The organism is Bradyrhizobium sp. USDA 4506 (assembly GCF_054058795.1).
The window spans coordinates 5624230-5647468 of record NZ_JBSSBM010000002.1; the positions used below are offsets into that span (position 1 = coordinate 5624230).

General features: G+C 60.8%; 14 protein-coding genes. 8 read left to right on the forward strand and 6 right to left on the reverse strand.

What is annotated here, in order from left to right; translation table 11 throughout:
• Nucleotides 1–8: 8 nt before the first annotated feature.
• The 4 genes from ACVIHF_RS28730 to ACVIHF_RS28745 all read left to right on the forward strand — a co-directional run bounded on the left by ACVIHF_RS28730 (nt 9) and on the right by ACVIHF_RS28745 (nt 4877).
• The gene (locus ACVIHF_RS28730) at nt 9–512 is read left to right on the forward strand and encodes a TRAP transporter small permease (RefSeq protein ID WP_057017373.1); all 504 of its coding nucleotides are present in this window, start codon (nt 9–11) and stop codon (nt 510–512) included.
• A gap of 107 nt (nt 513–619) precedes the next feature.
• Nucleotides 620–1903: a TRAP transporter large permease gene (locus ACVIHF_RS28735; protein WP_229188887.1), complete on the forward strand. Its 1284-nt coding sequence runs from the start codon at nt 620–622 to the stop codon at nt 1901–1903.
• Between the two features lie 32 nt (nt 1904–1935).
• Nucleotides 1936–3465, forward strand: a complete 1530-nt coding sequence (locus tag ACVIHF_RS28740; protein WP_456792915.1) for a class I adenylate-forming enzyme family protein — start codon at nt 1936–1938, stop codon at nt 3463–3465.
• A 743-nt stretch (nt 3466–4208) separates the two neighbouring features.
• Complete coding sequence (locus ACVIHF_RS28745) at nt 4209–4877, forward strand: outer membrane protein (RefSeq protein WP_057017476.1); 669 nt, start codon at nt 4209–4211, stop codon at nt 4875–4877.
• A gap of 306 nt (nt 4878–5183) precedes the next feature.
• On the opposite strand, the gene ACVIHF_RS28750 is transcribed toward ACVIHF_RS28745, so the two are convergent.
• Nucleotides 5184–5396: a hypothetical protein gene (locus ACVIHF_RS28750; RefSeq protein ID WP_310881530.1), complete on the reverse strand. Its 213-nt coding sequence runs from the start codon at nt 5394–5396 to the stop codon at nt 5184–5186.
• A 461-nt stretch (nt 5397–5857) separates the two neighbouring features.
• On the opposite strand from ACVIHF_RS28750, the gene ACVIHF_RS28755 reads away from it, so the two are divergent.
• Nucleotides 5858–6121, forward strand: a complete 264-nt coding sequence (locus ACVIHF_RS28755) for a hypothetical protein (RefSeq protein WP_225642640.1) — start codon at nt 5858–5860, stop codon at nt 6119–6121.
• Between the two features lie 505 nt (nt 6122–6626).
• Here ACVIHF_RS28755 and ACVIHF_RS28760 read toward each other — a convergent pair.
• The 5 genes from ACVIHF_RS28760 to ACVIHF_RS28780 all read right to left on the reverse strand — a co-directional run bounded on the left by ACVIHF_RS28760 (nt 6627) and on the right by ACVIHF_RS28780 (nt 12393).
• Nucleotides 6627–6890, reverse strand: coding sequence for a hypothetical protein (locus ACVIHF_RS28760; protein ID WP_253606940.1), 264 nt, complete (start codon nt 6888–6890; stop codon nt 6627–6629).
• Nucleotides 6891–7065: 175 nt separating this feature from the next.
• Complete coding sequence (locus ACVIHF_RS28765; RefSeq protein ID WP_456792916.1) at nt 7066–8610, reverse strand: ABC transporter permease/substrate-binding protein; 1545 nt, start codon at nt 8608–8610, stop codon at nt 7066–7068.
• Between the two features lie 40 nt (nt 8611–8650).
• Nucleotides 8651–9478: an ATP-binding cassette domain-containing protein gene (locus tag ACVIHF_RS28770; protein ID WP_310881527.1), complete on the reverse strand. Its 828-nt coding sequence runs from the start codon at nt 9476–9478 to the stop codon at nt 8651–8653.
• A 124-nt stretch (nt 9479–9602) separates the two neighbouring features.
• Complete coding sequence (locus ACVIHF_RS28775; RefSeq protein WP_316399361.1) at nt 9603–10541, reverse strand: class I SAM-dependent methyltransferase; 939 nt, start codon at nt 10539–10541, stop codon at nt 9603–9605.
• Nucleotides 10542–11328: 787 nt separating this feature from the next.
• Nucleotides 11329–12393, reverse strand: a complete 1065-nt coding sequence (locus ACVIHF_RS28780; RefSeq protein ID WP_253606937.1) for a transporter substrate-binding domain-containing protein — start codon at nt 12391–12393, stop codon at nt 11329–11331.
• Nucleotides 12394–13969: 1576 nt separating this feature from the next.
• Between ACVIHF_RS28780 and ACVIHF_RS28785 the strand changes: the two genes are divergently transcribed.
• From ACVIHF_RS28785 to ACVIHF_RS28795, 3 genes are read left to right on the forward strand one after another with little or no spacing between them, the layout of a single operon-like run.
• Nucleotides 13970–17857 carry an AAA family ATPase gene (locus ACVIHF_RS28785; RefSeq protein ID WP_456792917.1) on the forward strand — a complete coding sequence of 1296 codons (3888 nt, stop codon included), beginning with the start codon at nt 13970–13972 and terminating at the stop codon, nt 17855–17857.
• Nucleotides 17854–20064, forward strand: coding sequence for an NAD(P)-binding protein (locus tag ACVIHF_RS28790; protein ID WP_456792918.1), 2211 nt, complete (start codon nt 17854–17856; stop codon nt 20062–20064). Before ACVIHF_RS28785 ends, ACVIHF_RS28790 begins: the two co-directional genes overlap by 4 nt.
• Before the next feature lie 11 nt (nt 20065–20075).
• Complete coding sequence (locus ACVIHF_RS28795; protein WP_456792919.1) at nt 20076–23135, forward strand: NAD(P)-binding protein; 3060 nt, start codon at nt 20076–20078, stop codon at nt 23133–23135.
• The last annotated feature ends 104 nt before the right edge of the window (nt 23136–23239 follow it).

Genomic DNA, 23239 nt, shown 5'->3' on the forward strand with positions numbered 1-23239 from the left:
GCCACCCCATGATGAAGATCTGGAACAGGCTTGAACTCCTGTTAATTGGAGTTCTTGGTGCCGCCGCACTGACGGTCGGGACCGCTCAGGTCATCGGCCGCTACGTGAACAAGAATTTCGCTTTCATCAATGGCGAGGAGGTCGTGGTCTATCTGACGGTCTGGGCGGTGTTTCTGGCGTCGAGCCAGTTGGTCCGGACCGATGGGCATGTCAGGCCCGACGTCGTGCTGCGACTGTTGCCGCCGCAAGGGCAAAGATGGGTCGAGGCATTCAACTGCTGTGTCGCGATCTTGTTTTGTGGTGGCCTGGCCTATTGCGGCTTCCAGGTTGCCGACGTCGCCCGCAGCCTCGACGAGCGCAGCATCACGGGCCTCGAATTCCCGATGTGGATCTACTACTCGGCCATCCTGACCGGCGCCGTGCTGATGCTGTTGCGCTACGTCATCAAGCTTTATTTGCTCGTATTCCGCTTCGATCCCGCCACCATGGTCATCGCCGTTCACGATCACTGAGCGATCGACGACGTCAGCCGTCTTGATGACCGATCTGCCATCGGCAAACTGACCGTCGTGGTCCCGCATCGGGACGCTTCAGGTCCAGCAACAACGAGACCGACACGATGTGGACGATGCTTTTCCTGCTGATGTTCTTCGGGCTGCTCTGCGCGGGAATGCCGATCTTTCTGGTGTTGGGTCTCTGCGCGGCGGTCCTGTTCGGCTTCAGCGACCAGCCTTTGGTGGCGATCGCGCAGAAGATCGCCGATGAAATGAACTCCAGCACACTGATGGCCTTGCCGCTGTTCGTGATGGCCGCCGCATTCATGCGGCGCGGCGGCGTCGCCAAGGCGCTGGTCGATGTCGCGATCGCCTGGTTCGGACGATTGCGGGGCGCACTCGGTCTCGTGACGGTGGTGTCATGTACCTTGTTTGCCGCGATCTGCGGCTCCTCAGTTGCAACTGCGCTCGCCATGGGCACCATTCTGGTGCCGGCGATGATCGAGCGCGGCTATCCGCGTCATTTTGCGCTTGGCGTGGTCGGCGCTTCCGGCACGATCGGCATCGTGATTCCACCCAGCCTGTCGCTGATTCTTTACGGGCTGATCGCAGAGCAGTCCGTGCCGCGCCTGTTCCTGGCCGGCATCCTTCCCGGGCTGCTGCAGGCAGCGATGTTCTTCGGCTGGGTGTTCTACTACTCGCACAAATACGAGCTGCCGCGCGAACCGTCCGTGCCTCGCGCCGAACTGGTGCGGATGAGCCTCAATGCCCTGCCCGCGCTGTGCGTGCCTTTCATCGTGATGGTCGGAATCTACGGCGGCCTGATGACGGTCACCGAAGCAGCCGCGGTCTCGGCCACGGTGGCTCTTCTCGTCAGCCTGTTCTTCTATCGCGGCTTTAAGGTCAGCCAGACGCTCGAGGTGATCGCCGAGGCAATCAAGAGCGCCGCGACGATCATGATCATCGTCGCGACCGCTTTGGCGTTCGGCCACTGGATGACGGACTCGGGCATCCCGGCCTCGCTGGTGAAGTTCACGCTCGACAACCAGCTTCATCCCTGGCAATTCCTGCTCGCGATCAACGTGCTGCTGCTCGTGCTCGGATGCTTTCTCGAGGTCGCCGCCACGCTGCTGGTGGTGATGCCGATCCTTGCGCCTGCGCTGAAACCGCTCGGAATCGATCCCGTCCATTTCGCGATCGTCTTCACCCACAACATGGAGATCGCGCTGGTTCATCCCCCGGTCGGACTGAACCTCTACGTGCTGGCCACGATTTCGACGGCGCCGGTCACCGAAGTGGTGCGCGGCGTTCTGCCGTTCCTCGGCCTGCTGCTGCTGTGCCTTGCAATCATCACCTATGTCCCACAGCTTTCGCTCTGGCTGCCCAATCTGGTCTATGGCGCGGGCTAGCAACGCGGATCGTCTCGACGGAGAGCTCGAGCATGTCATCGAAATCAATCCATTGGGCCGGCGAATTCTCCGCGCTCGCGCTCCGCTACGGCAACAGGCCGGCTGTCGTCGACGCCGCCGGCACGACGTCCTATGCGGAGTTGTTCGCCAAAGCCGCCGGCGTTGCGGATGCCCTGATGCAGGCCGGGATCGAGCCGACAGATGCCGTGGCTACATTGTTCCGCAACAGCGCCGACGCCGTTGCGGCCACTTTCGGCGTCATGCTGGCGGGCGCCGTCGAAGTCCCGATCAACCCTGCGCTGAGCAGCGACGAACGCGCTTACTGCCTCGCGGTCTCCAACGTTCGTCTGTTGATCACCGGCGCGGCCGTCGCGACCGAAAAGGCCGCCGGCGGTCCGATCATCATCGAGGTCGAAAGCATCGAACGGACCGCGTTGGATCCGGCCGCCTTTCCGCAGGTCGACGGCGACGCGCCGGCGCGTATCGTCTTTACCTCTGGTACCACCGGACGCCCGAAAGGCGCGGTTCACAGCCAGATCGGCCGCTGGACGGCCAACATATTGCTGCGGGCGAACCTGCCGTTCCGCCCGGGTGCCGGCAGCAACGTCCTGCTGATGACGCCATTCTCGCACGGCTCCTCGTTGATGACGCATGCCTATCTGTCGTCGGGTGCGGCCGTGACACTGCTCGACGGCGTCGACCCGCCGCGCGTACTTGATATCCTTGCACGCGGCGCATGCGATGCGATGTTTGCGCCGCCGACCGTGCTGGCAAAGATCGTGGCTGCCGCGGGCACGCGCCAGTTCTCGTCGCTGCGCACGATCTTCTGCGGCACGGCCGTGCTGAAGCCCACGCTCTACGCGCGCGTCAAGGAGATGTTCGGCCCCGTGGTGCGGGTGACCTATGGCAAGAGCGAGGTATTCAATCCGATCACAGTGCTTGAAGCTGAGGAGACCGAGTCCTGGTATGCATCCGGAGGCGAGGACGCCTGCGTCGGCTGGCCCGCTCCCGGTGTTGAGATCGTTATCCGCGGCGAGGACGGCCGGCCCGCCGCGGGGGGCGGCGACGGCGAGGTTCTGATCCGTGCACAACACCTGATGACCGGGTATCTCACCACCGAGGGTTTTAGCGCGCTCGCACCGAATGAATTCCACGAAACCGGCGATCTCGGCTACGTCGATGCACGCGGCCGGCTGCACCTCACCGGCCGTAGCGCCGACGTCATCAAGTCCGGCGGCTACAAGGTAGCGCCGGAAGAGGTCGAACGGTTGCTTGCGCCGGCGCTGCAGCCATCGGAAGTCGCGGTGGTCGGCATTCCCTCGGACTATTGGGGCGAGGTCATTCTGGCAGCGGTGGAAAATCCCGCACCAGGCTGGGAGGAGCGCATCAATCGCGTGGTGCCGAACATGACCGACTACAAGCGTCCGCGCCTGCTGATTGCCCTCGACGAATTGCCGCGCAACGGAATCGGCAAGATCCTCCGCGGCGCCATTCGCACCGACGTGCTGTCCCGGTTCCGCATCACCGAAGGGCCGCGGCCGCGGCTCGAAAAGCGCTCCTAGTTCAGCGCGAGCGACGAAGCCGAGTTCGCGTTGCAAGCGCAGAGAATGTGGCCGCATTACGGGCACTTTACTCCGGCCGAACGCACAGCACGCCGTTTTCACGAGAACGGCACCGTCCAGCGAACGAGAAGGCTTACGTAGCGCCCCAATCGACGACCTGTCGCCATTACGTGGCGTTTGCCCCAATAGTTGGAGTCGTGATCGCCGCCCTTGGCCTTATTTCGTGGCTCATCGGACGAGTCCGCTGCGACATCCTCTCCGGTGATTGACACAGCCTGGTTCAGGACTCCCATCATCGGGACGCTGCCCTGCATTATCGCTGGATCAATCTGTCAGAGATATCGGGCGGGGTGTTGCGCGCACGCAAACGGACCGCGGCGCGGGGCTGGTATGCGTCGGGGCCTCCCACTTCGTTCCGCTACGGGACAGAAGCCCGATAGTGACTCTCCCTTTTGGCTCGACAAGCGCTGCAGGCCCGCGCTTCGCTCTCGGTGGTTTTAGGGCTCGCCCCAGTTCCATGCGAAGACAACCATCTATCCACCGACGCGTTGCGATGTGATCTGCAATGCATAATCCGCGTCACGAAAGTTCCAAGCTCGCCTAACGCCAAGCGTCCCTCGCGCTTGCCATGAGCGGCCCGCGTTTGGCGCCGCCTGTTGCAGCCAAGTTACAGCAATTCCGCACGTGTCTGATAGGCGATGAACTTGGGGCTGGGCTAGTACAAGAAAGTTGGAATGAAAAAGATGAAGAAAATTCTGCTTGTCACCGCCAGCATGATCGCGCTCGGCGCGGTCGCGCCCGCTTCCGCGGCTGATCTCGCGCCTCAGCCCTACACCAAGGCTCCGCCCTATGTTGCTCCGACCCCGATCTACAACTGGACCGGCTTCTACATCGGTGGTCACGTCGGTGGTGCGTTCGGTGGCAACGACAACGTCCTCGCCCCCGGCTTCGGCGGTGGCAACGACGGTGTGTTCATGGGCGGCGTGCAGGCTGGCTATGATTACCAGTTCGCGCCGAGCTGGGTGCTGGGTCTTGAAGCCAACTATAGTTTTCTGGATACCAGTTCGAGCTTCGCCAATCGTGGCCTCGGTTCGGTAACCGGCCGCCTCGGCTACACCTGGGGTCCGGCGCTGCTTTACGTCAAGGGCGGCTATGCCTGGGCTGACACGCGCTTCTCGAACGGCTTCGGCGGCGACGGCGGCCGTGACGGCTACACCGTCGGTGCCGGTCTCGAATACATGTTTACCCAGAACTGGTCGGGCAAGCTCGAATACCAGTACTATGACTTCGGCACCGTCAACGTGTCCGATTCTCTCGGCTTTATCGGCAGCTTCCGCAACGACCAGCACACCATCAAGGCGGGCTTGAACTACAGGTTCAACTTGGGCGGCCCGGCCGTCGCCAGGTACTGATCGCTCGCTTAACTCCAAGCGACATGAGAGCTCCGGGCCAAACAAAGGCCCGGAGCTTTTTCGTTGGAACGGTGGTTCCTCCCGGATTGGAAGCCTCTAGCGCGGTCGATTGACGCACGTTGACGGACTGATCCGTGACGACATGACGCACGACGATCAATGCGTCACGGAACTGACCTCCAAGGGACGATGGCAGCTAACGCTCATCGGGCTGATCGAGCGCGAACACGTTGCGAGCGGTTCGGCCGGGCTGGTGGATTGGCAGGCCGGTCGGATTTGCCGCATGGGCGCCGCGCGCTCGAGGCTTCAGCGCCGCTGCCTGATCTGCACGGCCTTCAGATAGTCGGCAACCTGCTCAGCCCAATCGGCGGGTGGTGCCACGCCTGTAACTTGCGGGCTGCGACCGCAGCCAACGCAGATCGGCTGAGTGTCCTGATCGCTCTCGAAGCTATAGGCATCCGCGCCGTCGGTAATCACGCACGGCGTCATGTCGGAGCGCTTGCGGTCGCAGCGTTTCATCATGGCCTCCGTTCCCCGGCGAGTGCTAGCCGACACACTTTGCGAGTCCAGTGCTGGATCATGAGTCGCCCACCACCGCCGAGGAAAATGCAAAGTGAAACGCATTCGATGGAACAGCAACACGCGTGGGCGTTTTGGTTGTTGATTGATTATGATGCAATCGTGACCATGGAACCGGCGCTGTTGGCACGGATTGCACATCCCATCGCGAGGCGGTTGTGATCTCATTGCGCACATCGGATCGACCGAGCACGCGCATCGGCTCGGCCAATCCGAAATACTGGCAAAGACGGCTCCGGCGCGGCCCTCAGACAGCACGTCGGGGCCGTCGCTTGCGTCAGCGGAGCTTGCGAGATGGGCGACAGCCGTGAAGTGCCATTGTCGGATATGCACGCGCGCGTGTTGACGCGGCGTTGCGGCGCTCAATAGCTTTGCCGGTTGGGGTGGCTTGATGCGCGGTGATGGCGATGTCGAGAATAGAAGTGAGCGCGGAAGAGAAGGAATTGATTCTAATGCTGCGCGAATGGAAACGCGACGTGCGCGGATTTGGGTCGTCCGAGGTTTTGATTTCACGCCAGCATGGACGCGGATGGGAAATCAGGCTTGCGCTTAACGCGGATCAAGTGTCGTCCATCGGACTGAGCTTCGGCCTGGCTTGGAATGCACTGGCGGCAACACAATTGGGTGCCGCACGAAGGACGACCTGCGTTGTGCATGAACCATGATACAAGCAGGACAGCGGAACCAGTTGCGTTGGCACAAAGTGCACTTCCATCCAAGGCCGAGTGTGATCTGATCGTCATTCGGATCAGCCGAGCCCCACAGCGCATCAAACTCGGATAGGCCGAAGCACTGGCGAAGACAGCTTCGACGTTGAAGCCCCTCAGACTCACGTCGGAGCCGTCGAAAAAGGTGGCGCCAATGAAAAATCGAACAGGCACCGAATGGGCCATCATCGCCGCTGAATGCTGGCTCGCAGTGGTCGCGGTGGCGATCTTGCTGATCGCGCTACACCCGGAAGTTGGCTGATTGCGACACGCACCGCTGTCGGGATCTAAGGGACGATTTTGGTTAGGGCCGATGCCCAAGCGCATGACGCAGGTCGAGATTCGTCGTCGCCTTCAGGACGACCGCCGCAGACGAGCGAGCGGAGCATCGCCGCCCCCTCGGCCAGCGCCTTGATCGCGTCTACCGCCCAGGACCCCGGGACTTAAAACAGCGTCTCGAACTTCAACGAGCGACCGTAGACGGAGATTCAGGAGTTGCGCTGTTGGGCGCGTCATTCGACTGTTCGGCGGCAACGACGGAACGAATCTCGTCGATCCGTCGACACGCGCGGATCGCACACTCTCTCAACTCATCGATCGATTGCGTTTCTGCCCGCGTCTTTTCAACCGCTTCGATTTGCGAGTTGAGGGCTGCAAGTTCTGCCTGGAGCAGTTCAAGCAGCGATTGGTTGGAACCAACCGCCCTTTCCACTCTTTTTGCCCGCATTGTCATCCCCAAATACGGTTGTACATTCGTGACAACGATTCGTGGCTTCATTATGAATCACGCTGCCGAAGTGATCGTTCATTGCGTGACGCGCCATTTCGTTCGCGACCTCGAGCGCGCCCCATCGGCGATGGTCGAACCCCGAACGAGAACGCCCCTGATCGTGTTCTCGTACTTATCGCGACTGCAAATGCACGGCCTTTGCCAAGGCTCGCGCCGCCTCTTCCGGAGAAGCCTTGTCCGTATCGCCGTCGACCATGAGGTTAGCGGCGCGCATCGCCTCAACGGGCACCGAGCCGACAAGCGGAACAAGTGCTCGCTTCAGCCGCGCATCGGCGGCGCGCTTTGGCGCGATGAGGATCAGCGCATCATAGGAAGGTATCGCATGCTTCGGGTCAGCCAGCACGAGCAGATCGAGCGCCGCGATACGCCCGTCGCTGGAGAACGCGGAGATGACATCGGCCTCACCGGCCTCGAGAGCATGATACATGATCGTTGGATTGTACGAGCGTCGCGTTCTGAACGACAGACCATAGGCATTCCTGAGCGAGCGCCATTCCGGTCGGCCCAAAAACTCAAGGTCATCGCCGATGGTGAGTTGAGGTGCAACACGAGCAAGATCGGCAATCGAGGTGACGTTTAATTCCTGCGCTCTCTCCCGTTTCATCGCGAGAACGTAGGCATTTTCGAAACCAAGCGCACCGAGTACCGTGACACCCTGCTCCGCTTTCATCCAGCGGACGATCTCCGCCTGCATCTCCTCGCGCCGTGGCATATCGGTGCGACCGATAACGTTGCGCCAGAGCGTGCCGGAGTAATCGACGTAAGCATCAATGTCATTGTGAGCCAGCGCGCGAAAGGCGATAGCCGAACCGAGCCCGTCCTTACGCGTTACGCCGACCCCTTCGGCCTTCAGCCGGTCACCCATCAGATCCGCCAGAATGAACTGTTCGGAGAAGCTCTTCGCGCCGATGACATAGGTTGCTGTTTCGTTCGAGAGCAGCGGCGCGAAACCGGCGAGCGTGCCGAGAGCAAGCCCGGCTATACCGAACGCCACACGTTTCCTGCTACGTTCAGACGCCCCCGTCTCCACGAGACCGAGACAGAAGTCGGTGATCAGAGCAAGCCCGGCCGCGGCGATGCAGCCGAACAGCACGGAAACCCAGTTCTCGGTTTGCAACCCCGTAAAAATGTAATTGCCAAGGCTGGTTTGGCCGACGGGCGTGGAAAGCGTGGCTGCTCCAATCGTCCATACGGCTGCAGTCCGCACCCCGGCCATGATGACGGGCGTGGCGAGCGGCGCCTTGACGCGCGTCAGAATCTGCTGAGGCGTCATACCAACGCCTTCTGCCGCTTCGACGATAGCTGGACTGACGCCATTCAAACCAACCACACTGTTGCGCAAGATCGGAAGCATCGCATAGAGCGTCAATGCGATCAGCGTCGGCAGGAATCCCAGTGCGGGGATACCGAAGCCGAAGAGCCGTGCCGTCAATGTCGAGAGCGCAAGGAGCAATGGATAGAACAGTGCGAGCAACGCAAGTCCCGGTATGGTCTGGATCAAGCTGGCGATGGCAAGCACCAGCCTGCGTAGCCATGGTCGTTCCGCTGCGAGGGCAGCCAGCGGCAGGCTGACGAGCAGTCCAAGCGCCAGCGCCGTGGCGCAAAGTACAATATGTGGTGTGAGATAGGTGGGAAGCAGGCGCCAGGCGTCGAACAACGCGTCTAATCGGGCACTGGAAAGCAGCTCTGCGCCGGCATCAGGCACGAGCAGGTCCGTTCTTGGTCGCAAGCGCGGCGATGCGTTCCGCTTGACGTCGCGGGACTTCCATCAAGGCGGTCACGTCCGGATCGTCAGAACCAGAGCCCATCATCAACGTGTGCGGCGTATCGTCCGCGAGTACGCGGCCGTTCTTCATGACGACGATTCGATCAGCCATCAGCGCAGCTTCCTGGATGTCATGGGTGACCATCAGGGTCGTCATGCCGAACCGGTCGTGCAGCTCGCGGTAGGAAGAACCCAGGCTGTCGCGGGTGACAGGATCGAGCGCACCCAGCGGCTCGTCCATCAGAACAATGCGCGGTCGGGCGGCGATTGCACGCGCGACGCCAACCCGTTGGCGCTGACCTCCGGACAACATGTGCGGAAAGCGGCCGGCGTAATCCTGCGGCAAGTCCACCATATCCAGCATTTCGGCCACCCGCGCTTTGATCTCGCTCGCCTGCCAGCCACGCAACCTGAGTGTTACGGCAATGTTGTCGGCAACGCGCATGTGCGGAAACAAACCGATCCCCTGAAAGACGTAGCCGATGCTCCGCCGCAGCATCGGCGGTTCGGCTTTGCTTACAGGCACTCCGTCGATCCTGACTTCTCCAACGTCAGGATCGACCAGTCGATTGATCGTCTTCAGCAGCGTGGTCTTGCCGGATCCCGAGCCGCCCACGAGCGCGACCAGTGACCCCTGCTGTACGTCGAGCGATACGTTGGAAACAGCAACGCTCCGCCCCCCATCGTAGGATTTCGATACAGCATCGATCTCGATATACGGCACGGAATTGGACGGATTCGAAATCGGCGAAGCTGTCATGAACAGGGCCTCCCTGTAGACTGCAGAACTGGCAGAAAATGACCAAGCGGGAGTCAGGGCATGATCCGCTTGGATGCGCAGGTCCCTGGGTCACACCCACGCCCATCTTCGGAAGGCGAGCCCGTCACGGCTCCAACGCGACCTGCAGGCCGTCGTCGCCCTCAACATGGACATAACGCGGTCCGATCGGACGCCCCCTGCCGCTGGCAACAGTGACAATGTCTTCCAGGGGAGCGGCGCGCGCATCCGCCTCAGGACGGGACAACATCAGGTCGGCGTGAAACAGCCCTTCCGACTCAAGACCGGTGGCATCGATGCCAAGAGCCGCCAGGCTGGCCAAGCAACTTTCAAACTCTTCAGCATCGCGAAAACGACGCTGGATGAAAGTCGCGCCGGCAAGACGCTCTGTCACAAGACCACGCTTCGCGAACGTCGCGGCTAGAGATTCGAACGGGAACATTCGTAGCACGAACGAAATGATCCATGGACGCTTCTCCGTCGCATCGAGAATCTTGCTGAACGTCTTCTCGGTGACGTAGCCGATGCACCCCGTCGACATGATGACATCAGCGGATCGGACAAGATGCGCGCTGTCGGTCGAGAGCGCCTCCGTTTCAAGATCTGCGACAATGCCCTGCTCAAGCAGACCAACACCCGTTGCATACCTAATCGCCGGCGCCGATACATCGAGACCGATAAATCGCGCGAGACCGACATCCGGCCAAGCCGCATAAAAATTGCGATCGAGACGCACCAATGTCTCAGAACCGATCGCCCTCATCTCGCGCCGGGCGTAGCGATGGCGCAAGCCCCCGAAAGTCAGTGGAAACCGATGCACCGCTGCGTTGATTCCGTATGAACAGCCAACATCAAGCACGGTCGGCTTGACGCCGGTTTCCGAAACCTTCGCTGCCAGAATTTGGCGCACAACCGGCTCGGCCACGTCCGGGATCATGTAATCCAAATCTCCGAGGACAGAGAAATATGCCCTGGGATCATCCAGGGCATAAATATCATCGAAGACGGCCTTGGACTGATTGATGCGCGAAAAATGTGTTTGCAACCCGGTCTCCTATTTCAACTTGCAAGCCACTCGACGGCTGCTGCGTTCAAGTGCTTGATGCCCTATTGCAGAGATTGATCGACGCACAAACCCATTGCGCTTTTTTTCAACCTCGCTTCGTGGAACTGCGCTGCGCACTGATGTGCGCGCGCGTGTAACGCGGCCTCCTTTTCGAGACCATCGCCTGTTGGGGCGGCTTGATGTGCGGTCAGGATGATGTCGAAAATGCCAGTCGCTCCGGCAGAGAAAAGGATCAACTCTGGTGCTGCAAGAATCAAAGCGTGCGGGCAGCCGGCCCCGATGGTCGACAATGCTGGTCAGGCACGGACGCGACGGTTGGGAAATCACGCTCACGTTGCGTGCCCGGTGGCGCCAGTCGCGGCACCGAAGAACATCTCGCAGAAGCATGGAACGCACTCGCGCCAGCACAGTTGCCGACAACAGGTTGAGACCGCGCCAATAGGAAGGCCGCTCAGATGGGAATGATTGGCCCGCGTAGTTGGCCGATGGATCGAACTCGGCCTACGGACAAGGCGCGCTGGAGCAGTTCCTCGGCAACGGCAACTCACGCACGTGGTTTGGGGGCCATGTTAGAAAATGCGCCAAGCTGCCACGCCGAGGATGAACCAAGCTTGAAGCTGATTTGGTGGAACAGCAACTCGCGCCTACGCACAGGGCTATTGACGGTTTGCATCGCTCGCGAGGCCGATGTTCGGAACTTTGTCGGTTCCGCTGCAACGATGAGACTCTGACAGCGCTGAACGGACCGGGCTCCTCGCAGGTATCGTCAGCGAGATTGAGCGTTTCCAAGCGTCTCGAACACCGTCTGCTGCCACCAATCACCTTCGATTTGATCGAGTACGGCGAGATCGAGCATCGGCCGCAAGGCGCTGTCTTTGGGCAGCACGATCGCATAGCTCTCGCTGCTGAAGCTGGTATCGACGACGCGAGCCGAGGCCGGGAAGTCGCTGCGAACCATCCAGGTCAGCAACGGCTTGTCATGAACAAAGGCATCGATTGTCCCACGCCCCAGCGCGGAGAGGCCGCCTTGGATGTCCGGAAACGTTCTAAACGAAAGCCGCTGACGAGCGAGGTAGTCGGTCGTCGCGGAGTTCGCGACCGCGCCGACGCGCACGGACCGCAAGTCGTTGAAGCCGTGAACGGCGCCCTCGAGCCCTCTGCGCGTCAGGGTGGAGGTGATACCGGCGGTGAACACCGCAATCGCGATCACGGAAGCGATCATCCATCCCATTGCGACGATCCTGCCGGGGAGGGTTGTCGGCGCATTCTGAGCGGCCCCGGCTTGCGTCATGGCGATGGTCGACCACCAGAAGCTGGAGCCGAGTCCCTTGGCGCCGCCACCGAAGTGCTCCGTTTTGCGCCGTTCCAGCATCCAGATCAGGAATCCGACCGCCATTGCGAAACCAAGCAGCACCGCGACGGCCTGGAAGAATCCGAAAGAGAGAAGCGCCCGCCCGATCGCGAGCCAGGGGTTTTCGTTGACCGGTACCGCAACGCCGAGCCCGGTGTTGTAGAACGGCTGCGTAAAATCGACTTTGCGCGCACGCTCGGCAGTCACTGTGACCGCCGCGACGCCAACATCGAATCTGCCGTTTGCGACGCCGTCCAGCAAATCCGGCACGCTCTGGGTTTCGACCAGGCGAAAACGCAGGTGTGCCTGATCGGCGATCCTTTTCCAGAGCGCGATGCTCATACCGCTCCAACTCCCATCCGGCTGCTTGATGGCAAATGGAGGGGCCTGCTTGGTCGCCACGACTAATTCCTTGTCGGGCGCCGCGGCCGCTTGGGCGTGAAGGGCGCCGCAGCCGAACGCGGCCACCGCCAGCGCCAAGATGCATAACCAGACCGGTCGAATCGACGTCCGCTTGCGTTGCGAGATTGGATCTCCCCGCCTGGCGCTGTGGGCAGCCATCTCACACGACACCCCTCCCAAGTGGCGGTCGTGCAGAGCTGTCGGGAAAGCCTCGAATGAACTCATTGCTCACCTCGATGCATACCGGGATTGCCGGCCGGAGCTTCGCTACTCTCTTGGCAGCATTCGTCACACTCCTGTCCGTCAAAACAAAGGCGAAGGAGTCTTCGGCCATGTCCGGAGGGCTAACTAACCTCAGGTTGAATTTCACAACGCAGACGCTCGATTGTCGACGTTGCGGGTGACGGCATCGCTTCTCTCGATTCAACAAAATCGCAAGCATCGGCATGAGCTGCGAGGCAGTGACAAATGACACCATAACGCTCAGGATACGAGAGTTTCGGCACCATCGAGGCGTTCGCGAAGACACCCGCTGGCGTGCGCATGGTCTTTACGAAGAATGGAGCCCGGTTGGATGCTGAAGCCTCGCTTGCGGTTGTGGCGGTGGGTTGGGTCGCAGACACGAAGCGGCTGAACGTCGCGGCTAGCCTACCCCACCTACGGAGGGATCTTGGCCCGGGCTGCGGTGATGGCGGCAGGACAGCTCGGCTTGAGCATAGGCTGGCAAGCGCACCGGTTCGAGAATGTATCGCCTGCGACCCGCCAGTCGGGAGAGGTCGGGGAGCGTCGGTGACCTTCACGGGTTGCCCGTCGCAAGGGAGATTTCCGCAAATTTCGGCAAGCATCGAGACGTGCGAACGGCCCACGGAGACGGGCTGGCAGCCCCGACCAGTAAGCCGATCCTGGTCAACCCACAGCACTGAAAGCCATCCAATCCCTGCAGCCGGGCAGCACCCCGCGACGGGCAGAACGGCTAGTCCGTTTTGTTCGCGCTGATATCCCTTTCAGCGACGAACACGGTGGCCACCGCAACGAAAACGCTAGGCAATGGCGGCATTCGCGAGGTTATCCAGTCCATGCCATTGAATTTGCTTGGGATATCCCTCCTGCCGGGATCGCCACGTCATTTCCTGCTCCAGTGTTTTCAATGGGTTGAGCCTCAATTTGGAAGTCGAGCTTGTTCAGAAGGCGCAGCCTCATGAAGATTGGAAAGCCAAGAGAGCCAGTCACCGTCCTTTGGCGCGCGTTCGCGTCGCGTCATGCGCACGGCTCGGCCAGCCCTTCATGTGCACGTCGACATGCGTGTGAGTGACAAGGTCATCGCCTGTGGTCGCGTTCTTTCCGGATCACGAACGGACCCGAAGTTTGACGATCATTGTGAGCCACCCCACAGCCCGCATGCGGCCGAAGTGATAAAAGGCATTTTAGACATTGGACAAGACCGCTGACGGTCTCCGGCGGTCCGAGAACCGCAGGTTTGTTGATTTTCTCTCCAAGACAGGGTTCCATTCCGGCTCCATTGAGCCGAGGTCCTGCAATGCCTGCCGGAGCTGTCGCGAGGGAGCAAGCCGCCCACACGCCAAAATGGGTGAATGCACGCCTCCGGTCTCAAGAGTGGTCAAACAACCCCCGCGCGGACGCTCGGACCGCGGCGGTGCTGCTTATCGACATTGCCGGCTTCACAGCGAAGACCGACCGCGCTGCCGGCGACGGCGCTGAAAGCCTTACCTACTTCATCAACGATTGCTTTGCGATACTGGCCGACGTGATTGATTCCGAGGGAGGCGACATCGTCGCTTTCGCCGGTGACGCCATTCTCGCGATTTGGGTCGATCCGGACGCTGCCGTCGCTACCGCGCAGGCCGTGCGCTGCGGCCTTGCGCTGCGACAGGCCATGACCGCCGGGCCGGGCCGAGAAGCGATCAGTGCGCGTACGGCGGTGGAAACCGGCGAAGTGTTCTTCTGCAGGCTCGGCGGCTGGCAGGACAAATGGCACTATGTTGCAGCCGGAGAACCCTTTTACAGCATCGGCCTCGCCTATCAGAAAGCCGCGATCGGCGACATCGCGTTGTGTGCAAACGCCGCGCGGCTGTTGACGGGCTCGTGCGAACTCGAGCCCATGCCCTATGGAGCACGGCTCCTTGGAATGAACTCGCCTGATGCCGTCGCACCGATAGACCGCACCATCTTCGGAAGCCACACGGGCAAGGCCGATGCCAGCGACTGGGTCGGCGAGTTTCGCACGCTCACAGTGGCGCGGGTCGGCCTCCCCGATTTCAATTTCGATGATGATTTCTTGACGAGACTGCAGGCCTTCGTCGTTGACGTCCAGCAAATCGCCGAACGGCTCGAGGGAACCGTTCATCAGGTCCTGATGGACGACAAGGGCCTGACTCTTACGCTCGTCTTCGGATTGGCTCCGCTTGCCCACGAAGACGATCCCTTCAGGGCAGTCGAGGCGTGTCTGCGCCTCCGTCGCCAGCTGGAAGCGAAGGCCATTCCGATTTCTGTCGGCCTGGCGACCGGCCGCCTGTTCTGCAGCAATTATGGCGGCCTCCATCAAAGGACGTTCGGGATTTTTGGGCAGGCGATCAATGTCGCCGCGCATTTCGCCGAGGCCGCACAGGGCGACATCGTCTGCGACGCCACGACGGCCCAGGCCGTCGGGCGCAGGATCGTGTTCAATCTGCTGCCACATCTCCAGGTCAAGGGGACGGGCGCATCGATGTTGGCGTTCAGTCCGGCGGCAGTGACCGACGATTTCCATGCTCCACCCCGGCGCACCATCATCGACCGCATCAGCGAAACCGCGATGCTCAGGAGCTGTCTCGACGGTCTGAAGACGGGAACCGGTAAGCTCGTCCTCATTGCAGGCGAAGCCGGCATCGGAAAATCGCGCCTACTCGAAGACTTCATCGGATCGGCGCAGGCCGACAATCACGCCGTCCTGGTTGCAAATGCCACGGCGATCGAAAGATCGACGCCCTATTTCGTGTGGCGCGCCGTATTGCGGCAGATCTTGCAGTTTGAAGGACCGGGCGACGGACCGCGGGTTCGACGCGAATTGTCGGAAGCGCTGCTCGAAAACGAGTCGCTGCTGAATTGGCTTCCGCTGCTCGAAGAAGTCATTCCACTGGGATTTTCCGAATTCGCCTTCACCGAACAGATCGTCGGCTCGGCTCGCGCGAGCGCGATCGAAGAACTCGTGATCTTCATCCTTCGCCGATCGAGCGTTCGCATCCTCCTGATGGAGGACGTCCACTGGTTCGACGGCCCCTCGATCGAACTGCTTGGCGCCGTCGCGCGCCGGCTTTCGGACTTCCTGATCGTGGTTACTCAGCGGACCCAGACGACAGCGATCGCAGAGCAGCGTCTTGTCGTCGAACTCGCCTCATCGCTGCAGTTGCGGCTCGACCGGCTGTCGCGCGACGACGTGCGGCTGCTGGTGAAGCGGCGCCTGAGATCGTCCGAGGTTCCGCCGGAACTGGTGCGATATGTCTACGGTCATGCCAGCGGAAATCCGTTCTTCAGCGAGGAGCTCGCGCTCGCGCTCAGGGACACCGGAAAGATTCAGGTTACGCGGGGGATATGTTCGTTCGATGAACAGAGCCTCGCCGATTCCAGTATCTCGCTCTCGACCAGCGTTGAACGCGCAATCGTCAGCCGGATCGACCTGCTATCGCTCGACGACCAGCTGGTGCTCAAGGCCGCCAGCGCGGTCGGCGACGCCTTCTCCTCCGAGTTGCTGGATCAAATCGTCCCGGAGTTGTCCGCTGCCACCAAGGCGGAATGCATCCGCCGATTGATCGACTTCGACTTCCTGCAACTCGATCGCGAGACGCGGCCACTTTCCTTTGTGTTTAGGCACTCCATAACGATGGAGGTTGCCTATCATGTCTTGTCTTTTGCGCAGCGAAAAATCCTCCATCGGCGGATTGCCGGCTTCATCGAGCAGCATCACGCCGAGGAGCTGCAACCGAATTATGCGCGCCTGGCAAGGCATCTCGAGCTTGGCGGCGAGCCGTTGCGGGCGATCACTTACCTCGAGCTTGCGGCGCAACAGTCGCGCAACAACTCGGCAAATCGCGAAGCGATCCGTTACGTGGAGAAGCTATTCGATCTCACGCAGCGCGAAGCAATCCAGATCGGACGCAGCCGCAAGGCGGCTTGGGAGGTCATCCTCGGTGACGCTTGTCACGAATTGTCGGACTACGAGAGCTCCGCCAACCACTACCACCGCGCGATGGAGTTGCTTGGTCATCGTCTCCCGGTGAGCAAGACCGAACGAATCGGCGCGCTTGTTCGCAACGCCGCAACCCAGTTGAGGTTACGGTACACTTCGTCGAAACAAGTGGCCCTGGCTGAGCAGGACAGGTCCGACATGCAGCGCGTCGCTCATATGCACGAATTTCTGTCGGAGCAGTATTTCTACCAGAATGACTCGCTGGCCGTGCTCAACGGAACCCTGGCCTCGTTGAACCTGGCCGAAAAATGCGGCGCGACCCCGGAGACGATTCGAGGATACAGCGCGCTGGCGCTCGGAATGGGGATGTCCGGCATGGTGGGGATCGGTCGCAGCTACGCAGCGCGCGCGATCCAACTTGCGGAAGGTTACGGCTCGCTGCCCGAGATCGCGCGGGTCCGACTCGTGCTCGGCGTTCTCTCTTATGGCCTCGCCGAATGGGACAATGCCGAGGCGCATGGCGAACATGCAAGACGTTGTTACGAGCGCCTGGGAGACCGAAAGCGTGCGCAGAACAGCGAGACGATGTTGATCTTCATCGCGCTGTTGCGGGGATATATTTCGCTCGCCGACGAGCGGCTTGCCAGGCTGTTCGCGGAACTCTCCGACGATTCCCCGCCGCAGATCCGCGCTTGGAGTCTTTCCTTACGGGCATTGATCGACATCACCCGGGGCGGGGCCGATACCGGATGCCTCGACAAACTGAAAGCGCTGGCGGGCCAGCGGTTGATCCGCACGGAACAATTGCTTTGCACCGGCGTGGCCGCGGCCGGCTACCTCGAGCGCGGCGAGGCCGCGGTCGCCCTGGAGCTTGCGGAACGGGGACTTCCGATCTTGCGCGAATGCGGCGTTGTGTGGGGCGGATATGCCTTCGGGCCGGCAGGAATCGCCGATGTCTTACTGAGCCATTGGGAGCAAGCTTCCGGCGCAGTCTCTTCGAACATTCAAAGCCAGGCGAAGCTGGCGTGCCGGGAGCTTTCCCGGCTGGCTCGAACATCGCCGATCTGCCGTCTCTACAGTCTGTTAATGAACGGCCGATTGTGCTTCCTGACCGGTCAACCGGCGCGGGCGCTCGAGAGTTGGAAGCGCGCCGCCGAAGTGGCCGAGCTGCTGCAAACCCCCCGCGAGCAGGCGCAGGCGATCTATCGAACCGGCCTTGCGACCAGCGCGAGCGATCCTGAGCGTGAGTCTCGCCTGCGGCAGGCGGCCGACATCTTTGAACGCCTCGGCGCCGCCAAGGAGCTCGCCGAACTGAAACGTGTCCATCCATCGCCGTCGTCGCAATGGAGACAGGCTTGAGCCAGCGCCGCATCATCATCGTGGGCGGCGGAATGGCGGGACTTTCCGCCGCCTATCAGCTCAGCCTTACATCGGAATTGCGCAAGCAATATCACGTCACGGTCTATCAGCTGGGATGGCGGCTCGGAGGCAAGTGCGCCAGCGGGCGCGATGCGCAGGGCCGCAACATCGAGCATGGCCTGCATATCTGGTTCGGCCACTACCTGAACGCTTTCCAGATGTTGGCTGAGGTTTACCGAAACTTGCCGCGGAAGGGAGCGAAAGTCGATTTGAACACCTTGATTCTCCCACAGACTTACACGCCGATCGGCGATCCCGATGGGGCCAAGCCGACCGTGTATGACGTCAACTTCCCGACATCGAAGAAAGTCGGTATACCCGGCAGAGAACCGGCTGACCTCAGCATCGCCAATTGTCTGTCGCACGCGATAGGGCTGTTGATCGACTTCCACGACTATGCGCTCGGGTCAGACTCGCCGATCGTCAAGCTCGACGAAGTTTCGATCGAAACGATAAAAATGCGCGACGACCCGCGGTTTCCCCCCTCAAGACTACTCGGTGTGGTGACGGCAAGGACCTGTCTGGAGATTGCCTCGGCATGGCTGTTGCATCTCGACGAAGACATGATCTCGTTTGGCCCCGCGGACATGGAATTAGTCCGCCGGGTGCTTCAGGGCGCTGCTGGCGCCAGTTGTCATATGACCTTTGCGAATACCGCAGCCGGTCACTTGTTCGACCAGGCCTTGCGACTAGCGTGGCCGCTGGTGGACGGCATTTTCGACGACATCGTGATTGAGCAACGATCCATCCAGCAGATGGACGGCGAGGACTTTCGCCGCTGGTTGGTTCGTCATGGCGCCGAGCCCTTACTGGTCAAGCAGTCGCCAATGGTGAGAGCGCTCTACGACACGATGTTTCAGTATCCGGACGGAGACATCGCCAACGCGAGCTACGGCGCAGGAACCGCGGTCCAGGTCCTGCTTCGAGCACTCGGAACCTATCAGGGAGCCGTGGCGTGGGAGCTGCAGGCCGGTGCGGGCGAAGTGATTGTCGCTCCCCTGTTCGAGATACTCAAGCAGCGAGACGTCGAGTTTCGGTTCTTTCACAAACTGACCGATATCAGGGTCTCGTCGGATGGGCGATCCGTCGATTCACTGCACTTTGACGTGCAGGCGATACCGAAGTCCGGCTATGAATGGACCGTGCCGATTGGCGATGGACTGTCCGGCTGGAGCAGCCAACCCGACTGGCTTCACCTCGACGTGCCCCCGAACGGCTGCGTTGATTTTGAATCGTTCTGGTGCAACGAGCGGGTCGGCACCGACGTAAAGACACGCGTCGACGATTTCGACGATGTCGTCCTGGCGATACCGCTCGGCGCTTTCAAGAAGTTCACGGGCAACAAGAGTGTCGAGCGACCGCCCGGACCAGGCCTATCTGGCATTGAAGCAAAGCACGAGCCGTTCGACGACCTTTACAACTACAGCACCGGCTTCTGGAATATGGCGGCAAAGCTTCGCCTGGTGCCCAGCATCGCAGTTCAGCTCTGGAGCACGCGCTCGCTTGCCGGCCTCGGCTGGTCCGGACAAAAGCCCGCGCTGGTGTCAGGCCCCAATCCTCTCGACATCTGGGCGGACATGTTCCAGCTCCTGCGGTATGAGCGCCGCGACCCTCCCTACTCGCTTCACTACCTCTGTGACGTCTTCCCTTCGAAATTGTACGCAGCGCCGCAGACAAGCCGGCATGCCCAGGAGGTGGCAAATCTGCTCGCCTATCTCAAGACGTTGGATTGGCTCGAGCACAAGGCCAAATTCATCTGGCCGAAGGTGATGACGAACGGTGCGTTTGACTGGACCGTGCTTTACGACGATCAGGATCGCCACGGCTATCGCCGGATCAGGGCTCAGCACGTCAAAGCCAATATCAGTCCCTGGGACTGCTGTGTCGCGACCGCGGCCGGCACCAGCGCCTGGCGCCTGAAGACCGACGAGTCCGGCTTCAAGCACCTGTACCTCGCCGGAACCTGGATCGACACCGGCTTCAACACCGAATGCGTTGAAACAGCCGTGATCTCGGGAATGCAGGCGGCGCGCGCGATCACCGGCGCAGAGCTCGAAATTCCCGGCGAGCGTTTCCTTCACGCTACCCGACAATTTGTGTCTCTCTGTGATGTTATGCGCAGCTGCGCGCCCGCTCCCGCTGAATGAGGATCGGCCGCATGGCGCTCAGAAAGATTGCAATCCTGGGAGGCGGTGTCGCGGCGCTCAGCGCGGCGTTCGAGCTGACGGAGCAAGATCCGCAGCATCAACTGTTCGACATCACCGTCTACACGATCGGCTGGCGGCTTGGCGGCAAGGGAGCGGTCGGCCGCGACAAGGAAAAAGGATATCGCGCCGAAGAACACGGACTTCATGTCTGGACCGGTTTCTACGATAACGCATTCGAACTGGTCGACCGGCTTTATGCCGCGATGAACGATCTCGATCTCAGCCCGCCGTTCGGATCACGCGAGAACGCCTTCGAGGGCCTCGATCGATCCGTGCTCATGGAGCCGTTCAATTCCGGTTGGACTTCATGGACTATCGACATTCCACCCCATGAAGGAATTCCGGGCACACCGCGTCCCGCAGTCTCACTCGTCGATTTTCTGCGCTCCCTGCTCGAATGCTCGGTGCAGCAGAGCCAGTCGATCGCTGGTTTCACCGACCAATGGCCGGCGGGGACCCAGCACTCCGCCGTGGCGGCCGGAACAACCGACGGTCCGTTCAGAACGGCGCGGGCGAAGATCGATATCCTGCCGCAGGATCCCAGGGCGGTCAGCCCGAGTGACGCCGCCGAACTACAGACGATACTAAGGCATGCGCGGACTCAGCTCTGCGACAAGCCGGTGTCAGCTGCGATGTCTCGCGACCCGCGCGAGATCGTGGCGGAGGTCGCTCTGACGATCGCGATCGGCATGTTGAGCGACGGCGTGCTGTGGCAGGGCTTCGACTGCATCGACCATCAGGAGTGGACCGATTGGATGAGGTCGAACGGTTGCTCGGATTCGACGCTGGATTCCGCCATTATCCGTGGCTGCTATGATTATGTGTTCGGGTTCTTCGGTAGCCGCCACACGGATAAATACGGGAATGTCATTCCCTGCAGGAATGTGGCGGCAGGCACCGGCACCCGCATCCTGTTGAAGCTGCTCTTCACATATCGCGGGTCGTTCTTCTACCTTCTCAAGGCGACCATGGGCGAGCTGCTGTTCGCTCCGCTCTACCAGGTCCTCACGAAACGCCATGTCAAATTCGAATTCTTTACCAAGGTCGAGCACATCGGACTGTCTCAAGACAAAGCTTCGATCGAGTTCATCGACACCACCGTGCAGGCGACCACCCACTCCGGCAATTCTTACGATCCGCTGATCTGGATCGGCGCAGATGGCACAATCCCGAGCTGGCCTTCCCATCCAGACTACTCTCAGCTGGTCCAAGGACAGGCTCTGCGGGACCAAAGAATAGACCTGGAATCGGCGTGGACGAAGTGGCCCGGCGTCGCCCCTCCCCGAAAGCTGCTGCGAGGGAGGGATTTCGACGATGTCGTGCTCGGCATCGGCATCGGCGCATTTTGCACGATATGCAGCGACCTGATCTGCCACACGCCCGGCTGGCGAGAGATGGTCGATGCCATCAAGACGACGGCGACGGTAGCCTTTCAGGCATGGACAAACGTCGGCATGCGAGAGCTCGGTTGCAAGCAGGATCGAACGGCTCTTTCGGGATTCGTATTGCCGCTCGATACCTGGGCCGACCTCAGCCTGATGTTGCCACTGGAAAAATGGCCTCACCCGCCTCCCAAGGGGTTGGCATATTTCGTTGGCTCCCTGGTCGACGATCCCCTGAATCCGCCGCCCCCGTTCTGCAAACACAGTTATCCGGCCAGGATGCTCGCGCGGCAAAGGCGAAGGATGCTGCACTGGGTCGAGAGCAACCTTCACTTCCTATGGCCCGGAATTGAAGGCGCCGGCCATGCCATTCGGTGGGAGCGATTCTTCGACTATCGTGCTTATTCTCCCCCGACTCGAAGGCGGTTCTTCGCGCAATATCCGAGGGTGAACATCAATCCCTCGGACCGATATGTGCTATCGGTTCCCGGCAGCGTGTTCAAACGCATGGAGGCCGGCAAGTCGGGGGTCGACAATCTCTTTCTCGCCGGCGACTGGGTTCGTACCGGTATTAATGCGGGTTGTATTGAAGCATCGGTCATGGCGGGCCGCGCCGCGGCAGCCGCAATTGCAGGAGTAGATATTGCCATGCCAAACGCCAACGACTTCAACGACGTTTCGCTGCCAACCGCCTTGTTGCCGGCATTGGACCTGTTGCGCAAGCTTGCCACTAACGCCGTCGCCGGTACCGGCGAAATCGAGGCGTTTTGCGTCGTCCAACAACGGCCGCGCTGCGAACTCGAGAAGATGCTACCCGATGGGCTGACACTCCTCGAACCTCCAGCGCCCCACAGCACGATCAAGACAGCGCATCACGGCGCGTCGTCCGATGCAGAGGGCAAGACGGAAAAGACACCGGAGATTATTCCCGAGCCACCGCATCATGTCGTCCTGATCTTTGCCCGGCAACGCAACGTGCGTCCAGGACCACTGCCCTTCGGCGGCGCGCACTACCTCGAAATCGCCCAGCTGATTCCCGACGTTATCCATAAGAACGCACCTTCATTGCAGAACGTCCTGTTCAGCTACATGCCGCAATTGTTCGTGAGCTCGCTGGCAGCCACGTTGATCGGCCAGAATTTTTACGGCTTCAACAAACAGGTCGCACGAATCCAGGATGATAATGACTCCTTCTCCATGCGAAGCTCATCCGGCACCATAAGAACCTGGTTCGAGCGCGACGGCGTGCCCGGTGGCATCGACAGCTATCTCGCCATCAAGCAACTCCGCGACAAACTGGATCAACCTCTGGTGGGCGTCCAGCCGGATGGCAATTTCATCTACTCGATGCTGAAATACGGTCTTGGCGGTGCGGTCGTTCAACCCATCAAAGGCAAGATCGCGCTATCCTCGCCTTTCGCCCATAAGGCAGAGGAGATCGAACTCGCACCGATCTCAAAGCCGCCGCAAAAGGACGACTCTTGGGGATTCCGGTTCATCGCGCCTTGGACGCTCAGCCTGCCCTTCAACTTTCCGGCGGGGCAGCCGAGTTCGAGCGCAAGAAATCTGGCGAGGGCCACCGGCGAGTACAGCACGGCATTGCTGGGCCGTATCTTGGTACGACGCTGACGGCCTGGAGGCTTGGCGCCACTAATTCGCTCAATGGTCGCCAAGGCACCGCACTCGTACGAAGCTCTTAGAATGACGACCGCCATCAAAACGGCGAGAGTCGA

Excerpts from the sequence above, each read along its gene's own strand:
- ACVIHF_RS28730 (WP_057017373.1), top strand. The coding sequence starts at position 9 with ATGATGAAGATCTGGAACAGGCTTGAACTCCTGTTAATTGGAGTTCTT.
- ACVIHF_RS28735 (WP_229188887.1), top strand. The coding sequence starts at position 620 with ATGTGGACGATGCTTTTCCTGCTGATGTTCTTCGGGCTGCTCTGCGCG.
- ACVIHF_RS28740 (WP_456792915.1), top strand. The coding sequence starts at position 1,936 with ATGTCATCGAAATCAATCCATTGGGCCGGCGAATTCTCCGCGCTCGCG.
- ACVIHF_RS28745 (WP_057017476.1), top strand. The coding sequence starts at position 4,209 with ATGAAGAAAATTCTGCTTGTCACCGCCAGCATGATCGCGCTCGGCGCG.
- ACVIHF_RS28750 (WP_310881530.1), bottom strand. The coding sequence starts at position 5,396 with ATGAAACGCTGCGACCGCAAGCGCTCCGACATGACGCCGTGCGTGATT.
- ACVIHF_RS28755 (WP_225642640.1), top strand. The coding sequence starts at position 5,858 with ATGGCGATGTCGAGAATAGAAGTGAGCGCGGAAGAGAAGGAATTGATT.
- ACVIHF_RS28760 (WP_253606940.1), bottom strand. The coding sequence starts at position 6,890 with ATGCGGGCAAAAAGAGTGGAAAGGGCGGTTGGTTCCAACCAATCGCTG.
- ACVIHF_RS28770 (WP_310881527.1), bottom strand. The coding sequence starts at position 9,478 with ATGACAGCTTCGCCGATTTCGAATCCGTCCAATTCCGTGCCGTATATC.
- ACVIHF_RS28795 (WP_456792919.1), top strand. The coding sequence starts at position 20,076 with ATGGCGCTCAGAAAGATTGCAATCCTGGGAGGCGGTGTCGCGGCGCTC.